The organism is Streptomyces lavendulae subsp. lavendulae, from assembly GCF_002803845.1.
GTDB classification, from domain to species: Bacteria; Actinomycetota; Actinomycetes; order Streptomycetales; family Streptomycetaceae; genus Streptomyces; species Streptomyces lavendulae.
The window spans coordinates 3,351,739-3,364,240 of the sequence record NZ_CP024985.1; the positions used below are offsets into that span (position 1 = coordinate 3,351,739).

Annotated in this window: 14 protein-coding genes; 8 read left to right on the plus strand and 6 right to left on the minus strand. The window is 72.4% G+C overall.

Annotation, left to right across the window (positions count from 1 at the left end):
- The first annotated feature begins 55 nt into the window (after positions 1-55).
- Entirely contained in the window at positions 56-523 is a 468-nt protein-coding gene (locus SLAV_RS14120) for a DUF6542 domain-containing protein (protein ID WP_051840338.1), read from the plus strand.
- Positions 524-537: 14 nt separating this feature from the next.
- Here the strand turns inward: SLAV_RS14120 and ppgK are convergent, their stop codons facing one another.
- Together ppgK and SLAV_RS14130 are read right to left on the minus strand one after the other, a co-directional pair.
- Positions 538-1,293, minus strand: a complete 756-nt coding sequence (gene ppgK, locus SLAV_RS14125; RefSeq protein WP_030226190.1) for a polyphosphate--glucose phosphotransferase — start codon at positions 1,291-1,293, stop codon at positions 538-540.
- Between the two features lie 32 nt (positions 1,294-1,325).
- Positions 1,326-2,339, minus strand: a complete 1,014-nt coding sequence (locus SLAV_RS14130; RefSeq protein ID WP_030226191.1) for a 4-hydroxy-3-methylbut-2-enyl diphosphate reductase — start codon at positions 2,337-2,339, stop codon at positions 1,326-1,328.
- An 86-nt stretch (positions 2,340-2,425) separates the two neighbouring features.
- On the opposite strand from SLAV_RS14130, the gene SLAV_RS14135 reads away from it, so the two are divergent.
- The 4 genes from SLAV_RS14135 (at position 2,426) to SLAV_RS14150 (ending at position 6,103) form a co-directional block, all read left to right on the plus strand.
- Complete coding sequence (locus SLAV_RS14135) at positions 2,426-3,823, plus strand: APC family permease (protein WP_030226193.1); 1,398 nt, start codon at positions 2,426-2,428, stop codon at positions 3,821-3,823.
- 9 nt (positions 3,824-3,832) lie between these two features.
- On the plus strand, positions 3,833-5,116 hold the full coding sequence (gene xseA, locus SLAV_RS14140) for an exodeoxyribonuclease VII large subunit (RefSeq protein WP_234333406.1): 1,284 nt from the start codon (positions 3,833-3,835) through the stop codon (positions 5,114-5,116).
- A gap of 52 nt (positions 5,117-5,168) precedes the next feature.
- Positions 5,169-5,414: an exodeoxyribonuclease VII small subunit gene (locus tag SLAV_RS14145; protein ID WP_030226198.1), complete on the plus strand. Its 246-nt coding sequence runs from the start codon at positions 5,169-5,171 to the stop codon at positions 5,412-5,414.
- 98 nt (positions 5,415-5,512) lie between these two features.
- The gene (locus SLAV_RS14150) at positions 5,513-6,103 is read left to right on the plus strand and encodes a malonic semialdehyde reductase (RefSeq protein WP_030226199.1); all 591 of its coding nucleotides are present in this window, start codon (positions 5,513-5,515) and stop codon (positions 6,101-6,103) included.
- A gap of 101 nt (positions 6,104-6,204) precedes the next feature.
- Here the strand turns inward: SLAV_RS14150 and SLAV_RS14155 are convergent, their stop codons facing one another.
- Complete coding sequence (locus SLAV_RS14155; RefSeq protein ID WP_234333418.1) at positions 6,205-6,732, minus strand: DUF4245 domain-containing protein; 528 nt, start codon at positions 6,730-6,732, stop codon at positions 6,205-6,207.
- 236 nt (positions 6,733-6,968) lie between these two features.
- Between SLAV_RS14155 and glpX the strand changes: the two genes are divergently transcribed.
- Positions 6,969-8,000 carry a class II fructose-bisphosphatase gene (glpX, locus tag SLAV_RS14160; RefSeq protein WP_030226205.1) on the plus strand — a complete coding sequence of 344 codons (1,032 nt, stop codon included), beginning with the start codon at positions 6,969-6,971 and terminating at the stop codon, positions 7,998-8,000.
- Between the two features lie 157 nt (positions 8,001-8,157).
- Here the strand turns inward: glpX and SLAV_RS14165 are convergent, their stop codons facing one another.
- Together SLAV_RS14165 and SLAV_RS14170 are read right to left on the minus strand one after the other, a co-directional pair.
- Complete coding sequence (locus SLAV_RS14165) at positions 8,158-8,556, minus strand: WhiB family transcriptional regulator (protein WP_384941468.1); 399 nt, start codon at positions 8,554-8,556, stop codon at positions 8,158-8,160.
- Positions 8,557-8,744: 188 nt separating this feature from the next.
- Positions 8,745-9,419 (minus strand): DUF1707 SHOCT-like domain-containing protein, encoded by a 675-nt coding sequence (locus tag SLAV_RS14170; protein ID WP_030226208.1) that lies wholly within the window; start codon positions 9,417-9,419, stop codon positions 8,745-8,747.
- Positions 9,420-9,581: 162 nt separating this feature from the next.
- Between SLAV_RS14170 and SLAV_RS14175 the strand changes: the two genes are divergently transcribed.
- Complete coding sequence (locus tag SLAV_RS14175) at positions 9,582-11,249, plus strand: fumarate hydratase (RefSeq protein WP_030226210.1); 1,668 nt, start codon at positions 9,582-9,584, stop codon at positions 11,247-11,249.
- A gap of 47 nt (positions 11,250-11,296) precedes the next feature.
- On the opposite strand, the gene SLAV_RS14180 is transcribed toward SLAV_RS14175, so the two are convergent.
- The gene (locus tag SLAV_RS14180; protein ID WP_030226212.1) at positions 11,297-11,665 is read right to left on the minus strand and encodes a hypothetical protein; all 369 of its coding nucleotides are present in this window, start codon (positions 11,663-11,665) and stop codon (positions 11,297-11,299) included.
- Positions 11,666-11,718: 53 nt separating this feature from the next.
- Here SLAV_RS14180 and SLAV_RS14185 point away from each other — a divergent pair, with 53 nt between their 5' ends.
- Positions 11,719-12,492: a glycerophosphodiester phosphodiesterase gene (locus tag SLAV_RS14185; RefSeq protein WP_030226215.1), complete on the plus strand. Its 774-nt coding sequence runs from the start codon at positions 11,719-11,721 to the stop codon at positions 12,490-12,492.
- Positions 12,493-12,502: the final 10 nt, after the last annotated feature.

Below are 12,502 nucleotides of genomic sequence, written 5' to 3' on the forward strand. Positions count from 1 at the left end.
CGGGGGGCGATCCGGGGGGCCTCCCGCCTAGGTTGGTGCGGTGGAGCAATACAGGATGCGTTCGACAGGTCACCCTCAGGTGCGCGCTCCCCGGCCCCCCGCGGCCCGGGGCGGGCGGCGGCTGCCCCGGCCCCGGCTGACCGGGCTCGGCGGCGGGCTGTTCGCCTGCGTCGCGATGCTCCTGGCCGCCGGGATCTCCTGGCTGCTCTTCGACTCCTCGCTCTTCGCGTACGGGCTGCTCTTCCTGCCCGTGGCCGCCGCGACCGCCGCGTGGGTGCGGCCGGCCGACCTGATCACCGCGCCCGTGGCCGTGCCGATCGCCTTCGCCGCCGGGGTCTGGCCCGTGTCGGGCGGCTCCGGCGGCGTCGGCGGGCAGCTGATGGGGGTGGTATCGGCGCTGTCCCTGCACGCCGGCTGGCTCTACGCGGGCACGCTGGTCGCCGCCCTGATCGCCCTGGTGCGGCGGGCCGCGCTGAGCGGGCGGCGGCGCGCCGCCCGCCGCAGCAGTAGCAGCACCGCCTGACCCGCCCGGCCCGCCTACCCCGCCCGCCGCGCCAGGTCGCGGGCGGCCATCGCCGCGCCGACGATGCCCGCGTCGTTCTGGAGCTTCGCCGGGACGATCTCCGCCCTGATGCCCTGGATCAGCGGGAGGAACTTCTCCGGCTTGCGGCTGACGCCGCCGCCGAGGATGAACAGGTCCGGGGAGAAGAGCATCTCGACGTGGGCCAGGTACTTCTGCAGCCGGTGCGCCCAGCGCTCCCAGGTGAGCTCGCCGTCCTCCTTGGCCTTCACCGACGCCCGGGTCTCCGCGTCATGGCCCTTGAGCTCCAGGTGGCCCAGCTCCGAGTTCGGGACCAGCTGCCCGTCGGTGAACAGGGCGCTGCCGATGCCGGTGCCCAGGGTGAGCAGGATGACGGTGCCGCCCCGGCCGCGCCCGGCCCCGTACGTCATCTCCGCGACGCCCGCCGCGTCCGCGTCGTTGAGGACGGCGACGGGCAGGCCGTCGAGCTCCCGCGAGAGCAGGGCGGCGGCGTCCGTGCCCACCCACGCCTTGTCGACGTTGGCCGCCGACCGGGTGACGCCCCCGGTGACCACGCCCGGGAAGGTGACCCCCACCGGGCCCTTCCAGGAGAACGCCCCGATCACCTCCGCAACGCAGCCGGCCACCCCCTCGGGGGTGGCCGGATGTGGTGTCAGTACCTTGTGGCGCTCCTGCGCCAGCTCGCCGCGGTCCAGGTCCACGGGAGCGCCCTTGATCCCGGAACCGCCGATGTCCACACCGAAGATCTGCATGGGTTCACCGTACGAACGCCGGGCCCGGCGGGCTACTCGTCCGCGCCCCCGGCAACCAGTTCGGCGGCCTCCGCGCGCAGGTCGCGGCGCAGCTCCTTGGGGAGGGAGAAGACGATGGACTCCTCGGCGGTCTTGACGATCTCCACGTCGGCGTAGCCGCGGGCGGCCAGCCACTCCAGGACCTCTTCGACCAGGACCTCCGGCACCGAGGCGCCCGAGGTCAGGCCGATGGTGGTGACGCCCTCCAGCCAGCCCTCGTCGATCTCGCTCGCGAAGTCGACCAGGTACGCGGCGCCCGCGCCGGCGTCGAGGGCGACCTCGACCAGCCGGATCGAGTTCGAGGAGTTCTTCGACCCGACCACGATGACCAGGTCGGAGTCGGCGCCCATGACCTTGACCGCGGCCTGCCGGTTGGAGGTGGCGTAGCAGATGTCGTCGCTGGGAGGGGAGACGAGCAGGGGGAACTTCGTCTTCAGGGCGTCGACCGTCTCCATCGTCTCGTCGACCGAGAGCGTGGTCTGCGAGAGCCAGACGACCTTGGACTCGTCGCGCACCTCGACCTTCGCGACGTCGTCCGGGCCGTCGACGATGGTGATGTGGTCGGGGGCCTCGCCGGAGGTGCCGATGACCTCCTCGTGGCCCTCGTGGCCGATGAGGAGGATGTCGAAGTCCTCGTTGGCGTAGCGGATCGCTTCCTTGTGCACCTTGGTGACCAGCGGGCAGGTCGCGTCGATCGTCGCGAGCCTGCCGCGGGCGGCCTCCTCGTGCACCACCGGCGCCACGCCGTGCGCGGAGAACATCACGATGGAGCCGGGCGGGACCTCCTCCGTCCGCTCGACGAAGATGGCGCCCTTCTTCTCCAGGGTCTGGACGACGTACTTGTTGTGCACGATCTCGTGGCGGACGTAGACCGGCGCACCGTACTGCTGGAGGGCCGTCTCGACAGCGATCACGGCGCGGTCCACTCCCGCGCAATAGCCGCGCGGGGCGGCGAGCAGGACGCGGCGGGATGCGGAAGCGGGGGCGGGAGCACTCATACGCTCCATCGTACGGGGGTCTCCAGCAGGCCGGACGTCCCCCGTTCGGCACACACTTGGTCGAACGTCCATACCGGCGATCCCTCGGAGGAACGATGGCGTCCGCCACGGATTCCACCACCGTCCCGTCCACCGCCCTGCGCCGGAGCCTCGGATTCCGGGACCTGGTCGTCTACGGCCTCCTCTTCATCGCCCCCATGGCCCCCGTGGGGGTCTTCGGCGCCCTGGACGCCAGGTCGCACGGCGCCGTCGCGCTCGTCTACCTCGTCGCGACGGCCGCGATGGCCCTCACGGCCCTCTCGTACGCGCAGATGGTGCGGGTGGCCCCGCAGGCGGGCTCGGTGTTCACCTACGCCCGCAAGGCCCTGGGCGAGGGGCCGGGGCTGATCGCCGGCTGGATGGCGATGCTGGACTACCTGCTGATCCCGGCGGTCGCCTACCTCTTCTCCGGGATCGCGATGAACGCGCTGGTCCCGGAGGTCTCCCGCTGGGTGTGGACGGCGCTGGCGGTGGTGGTCACCACCCTGCTGAACCTGTGGGGCGTACGGGCCGCCGCACGCGTGGGCTTCGCGGTGCTCGCCATGGAGGTCCTGGTCCTGCTCGTCTTCCTCGTCTCGGCGGTGACCGTGCTGGTGCGCGACGGGGCCCGGCGCGGCTGGCTGTCGCCGCTGACCGGCGACGGCTCGCTGGGCTTCTCGACGGCCGCCGTGCTGGGCGCGGTATCGGTCGCGGTCCTGTCCTACCTGGGTTTCGACGCCATCGTCTCCTTCGCGGAGGAGGTGACCGGGGGCTCGGCCCGGGTGGCACGGGCGGTGCTGTTCTGCCTGGCGCTGACCGGGGTGCTGTTCCTGGCCCAGACCTACCTGGCGTCGCTGCTCACCCCGGTGTCCTCGGCGGAGCTGGCCGCCGACCCGGCCCGGCAGGGGCCGGCCTTCTACGACGCCGTCGAGGCCTCGGTCGGGGGGTGGCTGCACGACCTGGTGGCGGCGAGCAAGGCCATCGGGGCGGCCTTCGCGGCGCTGGCCGGGCAGGCCGCGGCCGGGCGGCTGCTGTTCGCGATGGCCCGGGAGCGGCGGCTGCCGGGCGTGCTGGCGCGCACCTCGGGCGGCACCCCGAGGGCGGCGCTGCTGGTCGCGGCCACGGTGACGCTGGTGGCGGCGGTGTGGGCGGCCCGCCGCGACGACGGTCTCGACCATCTGGTCTCCGTGGTGGACATCGGGGCGCTGACGGCCTTCACGCTGCTGCACGCCTCGGTGGTGGGCTGGTTCGTGGTGCGGCGGATGGAGGGCCCGCCGAACTGGTGGAAGCACCTGGTGGTTCCCGTGCTGGGCGCCGCCGTGACCGTGGCCGTGATCGTCGAGGCCTCCTGGACGGCGCAACTCGTGGGGGCGGTGTGGCTGCTGGTGGGGCTGTGCGTGCTGGTGGCCCAGCGCGGCCGACGCGCCGGGACCCCGGCCGACGGGCCCGGTACGGGTGTCGGCCCCGGCGGCTAGCCTGCGTGCATGGGTCTGAATACGTCGGCTGATGCGCCGCTGCCGGTCGGTCAGGTGTCCCGGCTCATCGGGGGCTGGATCGACCGGCTGGGTCAGGTGTGGGTGGAGGGGCAGATCACGCAGCTGTCCCGGCGGCCGGGGGCGGGGGTGGTGTTCCTGACGCTGCGGGACCCCTCGCACGACATCTCCGTCAGCGTGACCTGCTTCCGGCAGGTCTGGGAGGAGGTCGCGGACGCGGTGTCGGAGGGCGCGCGGGTCGTCGTCCTGGCCAAGCCGGAGTGGTACGCCCCGCGCGGGCAGCTGTCCCTGCGGGTCACCGAGATCCGCCCGGTCGGCATCGGGGAGCTGCTGGCCCGGCTGGAGCGGCTGAAGCGGTCGCTGGCCGCCGAGGGCCTGTTCGCGCTGGACCGCAAGAAGCCGCTGCCGTTCCTGCCGCAGCTGATCGGGCTGGTGGTGGGGCGGGCCTCGGCGGCCGAGCGGGACGTGCTGGAGAACGCCCGGCGGCGCTGGCCGGCGGTGCGCTTCGAGGTGCGCAACGTGGCCGTGCAGGGGGTGCACGCGGTGCCGCAGGTGGTGCAGGCGGTCAAGGAGCTGGACGCCCGGCCCGATGTGGACGTGATCATCGTGGCGCGCGGCGGCGGCAGCGTGGAGGACCTGCTGCCCTTCTCCGACGAGGAGGTCGTACGGACGGTCGCGGCGGCCCGTACGCCGGTGGTCTCGGCGATCGGGCACGAGCCGGACTCGCCGCTGCTGGACCTGGTCGCGGACCTGCGGGCCTCCACGCCGACGGACGCCGCCAAGAAGGTGGTCCCGGACGTCGGGGAGGAGCTGGAGCGGGTGCGCCAGCTGCAGGGCCGGGGACTCCGGGCGCTGCGCGGGCTGCTGGACCGGGAGGAACGGGGACTCGCGCACGCGCTGGCCCGGCCGGTGTTCGTACACCCGCAGCGGATGGTGGAGACCCGGGAGGCCGAGCTGGACGCGCTGCTGGGCCGCAGCCGGCGCACGCTGGGGCACCTGCTGGACCGGGCCGACTCCGAGCTGGAGCACACCCGCGCCCGGGTCCTCGCGCTGTCCCCGGCGGCCACCCTGGAGCGCGGGTACGCGGTGCTCCAGCGGGCGGACGGGCACGTGGTGCGGTCGCCCGGCGAGGTCGGGCCGGGGCAGGTGCTGCGGGCGCGGGTGGCGGCGGGCGAGTTCGCGGTGGAGGTCACGGCGGAGAGCACGGCGGAGAGCGCGGCAGAAATCACGGCCGAGGTCACGGCGGAGAGCGCCTCGAAGACCGCTCAAGGATGACAAGTTCCGGCAACAAACTGGTTGTAGTACGCAGATACGATGGGAAACGGGAATGACTGAGAGCGATACCGCGCTGGGGTACGAGCAGGCCCGCGACGAACTCGTCGAGGTCGTCCGCAGGCTGGAGGCCGGCGGCACCTCCCTGGAGGAGTCCCTCGCGCTCTGGGAGCGCGGCGAGGAGCTGGCGCAGGTCTGCCGGCACTGGCTGGAGGGGGCCCGCGCCCGGCTGGACTCGGCGCTGGCGGCCCGGGAGGCGGCCGGGGACGGCGACGGCCGCGAGGGCGGCCGCGAGGAGTGATCCAGGTCACCCCACACCGATTTAGTTGAAATTTCATCTACTTTCGTCGTAGAGTCGGAGACATCGCGCTTCACCTCATTACAGAAGAAGGCTTTCCGATGTCTCTCGTGCTCGACGCCGCTGCTCAGGACCTGCTGTTCCGCGAGGCCCGTACCGCCAACTCGTTCTCCGACGAGCCGGTCACCGAGGAGCAGGTCCAGGCCATCTACGACCTGGTGAAGTTCGGCCCCACCGCCTTCAACCAGACCCCGCTGCGCATCACGCTGGTCCGCTCCCCCGAGGCCCGCGAGCGCCTCGTGAAGCACATGGCCGAGGGCAACCAGGCCAAGACCGCCGCCGCCCCGCTGGTCGCGATCCTCTCCGCGGACAACGAGTTCCACGAGGAGCTCCCCCAGCTGCTGCCGCACTTCCCGCAGGCCAAGGACGCCTTCTTCTCCGAGCGCCCGGTCCGCGAGCAGTCCGCCCTGGTCAACGCCTCCCTCCAGGCCGCCTACTTCATCGTCGGCGTCCGCGCCGCCGGCCTGGCCGCCGGCCCGATGACCGGCCTGGACTTCGCCGGTGTCCAGAAGGAGTTCCTGGACGCCGACCACACCCCGCTGATGGTCGTCAACATCGGCAAGCCGGGCGAGAACGCCTGGTTCCCGCGCTCCCCGCGCCTGGACTTCGACCAGGTCGTCACCACCGTCTGAGTCCCGCCCCGCGGACAAGCGCACAGACGAAGAAGGCCGCCCGCCCCGGTTTCCCCGGGACGGGCGGCCTTCTTCGTGTTCCCTCGGGAAACGCGGGGGCCCTACGACTCCTGCGCCCCCTGCTTGAACTCCAGCGCGGCGGCCATCGAGCCCAGCTGCTCGAAGGAGGCCGTCCCGGTCACCACGGTGACGTAGCCCTGCTGCCGGAGCACCAGGGCGTCGTACTTCTCGCCGTCCCAGCGCTCCCAGGCGCGGTCGCCGACCTGCTGGGTCTGCCCGGTGGCCTTCGCCCCCCGGGTGACGCCCTCCACGTACTTCACCGAGGCGTCGCTGGACTGCTCCACGGACACGTACTGCTTGTCCGGGTCCAGGAAGCCCAGGTGCCAGGCGTTGGCGTCCTTGCGCTCGTACGTCACCGAGGTCGCCCGCCACTCCTTCGGCAGCCCCACCGGGGCCGCCACGGGGTACGGCGCGGCACGCCGGGCCGTGATGGTCTCCACCCGGTAGTCCACCGTGCGCGTCGGGTCGGCCGAGTCGTCATGGGGGAGGAAGATGTAGATGCCCGCCACGACGACGCCGATCACCGCCAGCGACCGCACCATGTCCCAGACCGTCTGCTTGCCTTTCATACCTGCCACACCCCCATCGTCCCGCATGCCCGGGGACGATCGGCGCCGGGGTCGGCGTGGCGGACGCGGCGCACGTCCCGCACGGGACGGGAGGGACGGGGGACGTGTCCGCTCAGCCCGACCCGTTGACCGATATTCCGCTCATAAGTGACCCGCTCTGCTCAATATGTCGACGTACCGATAGAGTTCCAGCACCCTCACATCCCGGCCGTCGTCGTACAGAAAGGTGCGCTCCGATGACCGAGCACAACCTGCCGCCCCAGCTCGAAGTCTCTCCCGAAGCTCCCGACCGCAACCTCGCCCTGGAACTCGTCCGGGTCACCGAGGCCGCCGCCCTCGCCGCGGGCCGGTGGGTCGGCCGCGGCGACAAGATCGGCGCCGACGGCGCCGCGGTCAACGCGATGCGCACCCTGATCTCCACCGTCTCGATGAACGGCGTCGTCGTCATCGGCGAGGGCGAGAAGGACGAAGCCCCGATGCTGTACAACGGCGAGCGGGTCGGCGACGGCACCGGTGCCGAGGTCGACATCGCCGTGGACCCGATCGACGGCACCACCCTGAACGCCAAGGGCATGCCCAACGCCATCGCCGTCCTGGCGGCCGCCGACCGCGGCACGATGTTCGACCCGTCCGCGGTCTTCTACATGGACAAGCTCGTCACCGGCCCCGAGGCCGCCGACTTCGTCGACATCAACGCCCCCGTCTCGGTCAACATCCGCCGGGTCGCCAAGGCCAAGGGCATGGCCGTCGAGGACGTCACGGTCGTCATCCTGGACCGCCCCCGCCACGAGGGCATCGTCAAGGAGATCCGCGAGACCGGCGCCCGCATCAAGTTCATCTCCGACGGCGATGTCGCGGGCTCGGTCATGGCGGTGCGCGAGGGCACCGGCGTCGACCTGCTCCTGGGCATCGGCGGCACCCCCGAGGGCATCATCTCGGCCTGCGCCATCAAGTGCCTCGGCGGCACGATCCAGGGCAAGCTGTGGCCCAAGGACGACGCCGAGCGCCAGAAGGCCCTCGACGCGGGCCACGACCTGGACCGGGTCCTGCACACCAACGACCTCGTGTCCGGCGAGAACGTCTTCTTCGTCGCCACCGGCATCACCGACGGCGAGCTGCTGCGCGGCGTCCACTACCGCGCGGAGACCGCGACCACGTCCTCGCTGGTCATGCGCTCGAAGTCGGGCACGATCCGGCAGATCGACTCCACCCACCGCCTCTCGAAGCTGCGCGCCTACAGCGCGATCGACTTCGACCGGGCGCAGTAGGAGCGGCCGGGCCGGCGACGGCACGGCGAAAGGGGCGGTCCCGGTGTGGGGGGACCGCCCCTTCGTCGTACGGGGCTTCGGATGGGGGCACGGGGAGACCCACCGGCGTGTACGGGGACCCGCTCGCGCGTACGGGACCGGCCCGCGCGGACGGGGCTCAGCCCGCGGCGGCGATGGGCGGCGTACCCGCCCCGGGGAGCAGTTCGGCGGCCCGGCGGCGCCTGCGCCCCAGGACCACCCGCCGCTCGGCGGCGGTGAGGCCGCCCCAGACCCCGTAGGGCTCGGGCTGGAGCAGGGCGTGCTCGCGGCAGGCGACCATCACGGGGCAGCGCGCGCAGACCCGCTTGGCGGCTTCCTCACGCGCGAGCCGGGCCGCGGTCGGCTCCTTGGAGGGTGCGAAGAAGAGGCCCGCCTCGTCCCGCCGGCACACCGCTTCCGCATGCCATGGGCCGTCCTCTTCCCTCGCCGGCACCCGTGGCTTCGGCACCGCGGCCGGACGCGCCTGAAGACTCTGGACGGCGGCTGCCTGCAGGGACTGATGCGGCGGATGCGGCACGGGTCTACTCCTGACGACGTATACGCGAGCGAGAGACGATGCACCAGTCCCTACCCGCTGTGCGTGCCACTAAGCACTGTGCACCGTCACCGATGGGAGGTTCGACCGAAATACGCCGCAGGCACGCGCCGGCCGCGCCGGACCCCCGGGACTCGCTCCGGGCCCCGGTCCGGGGCCCCCGCGGCGACTCAGCCGTCCAGCCGCTTGCGGAACTTCTGCGCCAGGTCGACCAGGCGGGAGCCGGCCTTGGGGTGGGCTTCGATGTTCCCGAGCAGCGCGAACCCGCGGACGATGACCACCGGCGCCTGGGGGTCGCTCTCGACACCCTCGCCGCGCACCTCGAAGTTGCCGAGGACCCCGCCGCCGTAGCCGCGCAGCGTGACGTTCTCCGGCACCAGCACCTCGACGTTGCCGAGGACGGAGGTCACGTTGATCTCGGTGACCTGCTGCTCGAAGACGGCTTCGGTGAGGTCGATGGTGATGTCGCCGAGGACCGAGACCGCGCGGGTGCGGGCCCCGGGGCGCCAGCGGCCCTTGCGGGCGGAGCTGCTGAACACGGCGACCACCGTCTCGGCCGGGCCGGGCGCGGCGGCGGCCGGCAGGCCGGCCGGCCCGGGGGCGGGGACGGCCGCGGCCGCGGCGCCGGCCGGGAGGTCGCCCACCAGCACCTCCAGCTCCCCCACCGACTTCAGGGCGTAGAGGGAGTCCAGGCGCTCGGAGTGCTCTTCGGCGGTCAGCCGGCCCTCGGCGACGGCGTGGGAGAGGATCTCGGCGATCCGGTCCCGATCGGCGTCGGAGGCGCGCAGCGCGGCGGGGGCGGCGGCCACGGGGGCGGGGGCTGCGGGGTGCTTTTCCAGGTCCACGCCGGCCAGCATAGCGAGACACGATAGATCGCGATACTCCCCCGCGGGGGCCGACTGAGCCTTACCTCACAGACAAAGCCCCCGGGGGAGGTCCTACGCTGGTTAACCGCGCTGCCAAATTGGTCGCCAGCGCCGTCTGCCGAGTGAGGAATGACTGCCGTCATGCCAGAGTTTGCGTACACCGATCTGCTCCCCCTGGGCGAGGACACCACCCCGTACAGGCTGGTGACCTCGGAGGGCGTCTCGACCTTCGAGGCCGACGGCCGTACGTTCCTCAAGGTCGAGCCGGAGGCGCTGCGCAAGCTCGCCGAAGAGGCCATCCACGACATCCAGCACTTCCTGCGCCCGGCCCACCTCGCGCAGCTGCGCCGCATCATCGACGACCCGGAGGCGAGCGCGAACGACAAGTTCGTCGCGCTCGACCTGCTCAAGAACGCGAACATCGCGGCGGCCGGCGTCCTGCCGATGTGCCAGGACACGGGCACGGCGATCGTGATGGGCAAGCGCGGCCAGAACGTGCTGACCGAGGGCGCGGACGAGGCCGCCCTCTCCCGCGGCATCTACGACGCGTACACCCGCCTGAACCTGCGCTACTCGCAGATGGCCCCCCTGACCATGTGGGAGGAGAAGAACACCGGCTCGAACCTGCCCGCGCAGATCGAGCTGTACGCGACCGACGGCGGCGCGTACAAGTTCCTCTTCATGGCCAAGGGCGGCGGCTCGGCCAACAAGTCGTTCCTCTACCAGGAAACCAAGGCGGTCCTCAACGAGGCCTCCATGATGAAGTTCCTGGAGGAGAAGATCCGCTCCCTGGGTACGGCGGCCTGCCCGCCCTACCACCTGGCGATCGTCGTCGGCGGCACCTCCGCCGAGCACGCGCTGAAGACGGCCAAGTACGCCTCCGCCCACTACCTGGACGAGCTGCCCCGCGAGGGCTCCCCGCTGGGCCACGGCTTCCGCGACGAGGCCCTGGAGCAGCAGGTCTTCGAGCTGACGCAGAAGATCGGCATCGGCGCGCAGTTCGGCGGCAAGTACTTCTGCCACGACGTCCGCGTCGTGCGCCTGCCCCGCCACGGCGCGTCCCTCCCGGTCGCCATCGCCGTGTCCTGCTCGGCCGACCGCCAGGCCACTGCGAAGATCACCGCCGAGGGCGTCTTCCTGGAGCAGCTGGAGCGCGACCCGGCCCGCTTCCTGCCGGACACCACGGACGAGCACCTCTCCGAGTCCTCGGACGTCGTCTCCATCGACCTGAACCAGCCGATGGACGACATCCTGGCGACCCTGACCGCGCACCCGGTCAAGACCCGGCTGAGCCTGACCGGACCGCTGGTCGTGGCCCGCGACATCGCGCACGCCAAGATCAAGGAACTGCTGGACTCGGGCGCGGAGATGCCGCAGTACCTCAAGGACCACCCGGTCTACTACGCGGGCCCCGCGAAGACCCCCGAGGGCTACGCGTCCGGCTCCTTCGGCCCGACCACGGCCGGGCGCATGGACTCCTACGTCGAGCAGTTCCAGGCGGCGGGCGGCTCCAAGGTCATGCTGGCCAAGGGCAACCGCTCGCAGCAGGTGACCGACGCGTGCGCCTCGCACGGCGGCTTCTACCTCGGCTCGATCGGCGGCCCGGCCGCGCGTCTGGCCCAGGACTGCATCAAGAAGGTCGAGGTCCTGGAGTACGAGGAGCTCGGCATGGAGGCGGTCTGGAAGATCGAGGTCGAGGACTTCCCGGCGTTCATCGTCGTGGACGACAAGGGCAACGACTTCTTCCAGAACCCGGCCCCGGAGCCGACGTTCACCCACATCCCGGTCCGTGGCCCCGGCCTGGCGTAACCACCGGGGCGAAGCCGCCCCGACACCGGGACGGGCCCCGGGGGTGATCACCCCCGGGGCCCGCTCCGCGTCCAGCGCAGCAGGCCGGCCTCCACCGGGGTGGCGTGCAGACCGTTCGCCCGCGCCTCGCGCAGCTGGGGCAGGGTGAGCCCGTACATCGCGCGGACGGCCTTCAGGGGCACCCCGTCCGGCCCGCCGACGGCGAGGCGGACGGTGCCCTCCGCGGCGACGATCCGCTCGCGGACCCACGGCGGGGGCGGGCCCCAGCCGCCGTCGCAGGATTGGAACGCCGTCAGGGGGGCGGTGCAGTACGACTGTTCCTCCCAGCGCAGCCGGCCCTCCACGACGTGCTGCCACGCCTCGGAGCGGCACGCGTCGCAGGGCTCGCAGTGGAGCGTCACGAACTGTTCAACCATCGGTGGAGCATCCCGTAACGGGTCGGACCGCGCATCCGGATAACGTCTGCGGCATGACCGATCTGTCCTCCCCCACCGACCGCGGCGTGCGCGTCGTCGCGCATCGCGGGGCCTCGTACGCGCACCCCGAGCACACCATCGAGGCCTACCGGCGGGCCATCGCCGACGGCGCGGACGCACTGGAGTGCGATGTGCGGCTGAGCGCCGACGGGCGGCTGGTGTGCGTGCACGACCGGACGGTGGAGCGGACCTCCGACGGCCGCGGGGTCGTCTCCGAGATGACGTACGAGGAGCTGTCCGCGCTCGACTTCGGCCGGTGGAAGGGCGACGCGCACCGCGGGGCGCGGGTGCTGCTCTTCGAGGACCTGCTCAAGGAGGCGCTGGCCGCGGACCGGCCCGTGGGGCTGGCGGTCGAGACCAAGCACCCCACCCGGGCCGGCGGGCGCCTGGAGGCCGAGCTGGTGCGGGTGCTGCGCGACCACGGCCTGGCCGACGGGGCGTCCGGGCTCGTCGAGGTGATGAGCTTCTCGCGGACCGCGCTGACGCGGATGCACCGGCTCGCGCCCGGGCTGCCGGCCGTGTACCTGATCGAGCGCCGGGTCAGGCCGGTCCGTCCCCCGTTCGCGACGCACGCGGGCCCCGGCATCGACCTGGTGCGCAAGGACCCCGCACTGGTGGGGCGCCTGAAGGCGAAGGGGCTGGCGGTGCGGGTGTGGACCGTGGACGAGCGCGAGGACGTGGAGCTGTGCGTCCGGCTCGGGGTGGACACCCTGATCACCAACCGGCCGCGCGAGGTGCGCGAGCAACTCGGTGCACGGGCCCGCTGAGGGCGGCCGT

What these genes read in the sequence shown, in the direction of transcription:
- SLAV_RS14120 (WP_051840338.1), top strand. Translation starts at nt 56, where the DNA reads ATGCGTTCGACAGGTCACCCTCAGGTGCGCGCTCCCCGGCCCCCCGCG.
- ppgK (WP_030226190.1), bottom strand. Translation starts at nt 1,293, where the DNA reads ATGCAGATCTTCGGTGTGGACATCGGCGGTTCCGGGATCAAGGGCGCT.
- SLAV_RS14130 (WP_030226191.1), bottom strand. Translation starts at nt 2,339, where the DNA reads ATGGAGCGTATGAGTGCTCCCGCCCCCGCTTCCGCATCCCGCCGCGTC.
- SLAV_RS14135 (WP_030226193.1), top strand. Translation starts at nt 2,426, where the DNA reads ATGGCGTCCGCCACGGATTCCACCACCGTCCCGTCCACCGCCCTGCGC.
- xseA (WP_234333406.1), top strand. Translation starts at nt 3,833, where the DNA reads ATGGGTCTGAATACGTCGGCTGATGCGCCGCTGCCGGTCGGTCAGGTG.
- SLAV_RS14145 (WP_030226198.1), top strand. Translation starts at nt 5,169, where the DNA reads ATGACTGAGAGCGATACCGCGCTGGGGTACGAGCAGGCCCGCGACGAA.
- SLAV_RS14150 (WP_030226199.1), top strand. Translation starts at nt 5,513, where the DNA reads ATGTCTCTCGTGCTCGACGCCGCTGCTCAGGACCTGCTGTTCCGCGAG.
- SLAV_RS14155 (WP_234333418.1), bottom strand. Translation starts at nt 6,732, where the DNA reads ATGAAAGGCAAGCAGACGGTCTGGGACATGGTGCGGTCGCTGGCGGTG.
- glpX (WP_030226205.1), top strand. Translation starts at nt 6,969, where the DNA reads ATGACCGAGCACAACCTGCCGCCCCAGCTCGAAGTCTCTCCCGAAGCT.
- SLAV_RS14175 (WP_030226210.1), top strand. Translation starts at nt 9,582, where the DNA reads ATGCCAGAGTTTGCGTACACCGATCTGCTCCCCCTGGGCGAGGACACC.
- SLAV_RS14180 (WP_030226212.1), bottom strand. Translation starts at nt 11,665, where the DNA reads ATGGTTGAACAGTTCGTGACGCTCCACTGCGAGCCCTGCGACGCGTGC.
- SLAV_RS14185 (WP_030226215.1), top strand. Translation starts at nt 11,719, where the DNA reads ATGACCGATCTGTCCTCCCCCACCGACCGCGGCGTGCGCGTCGTCGCG.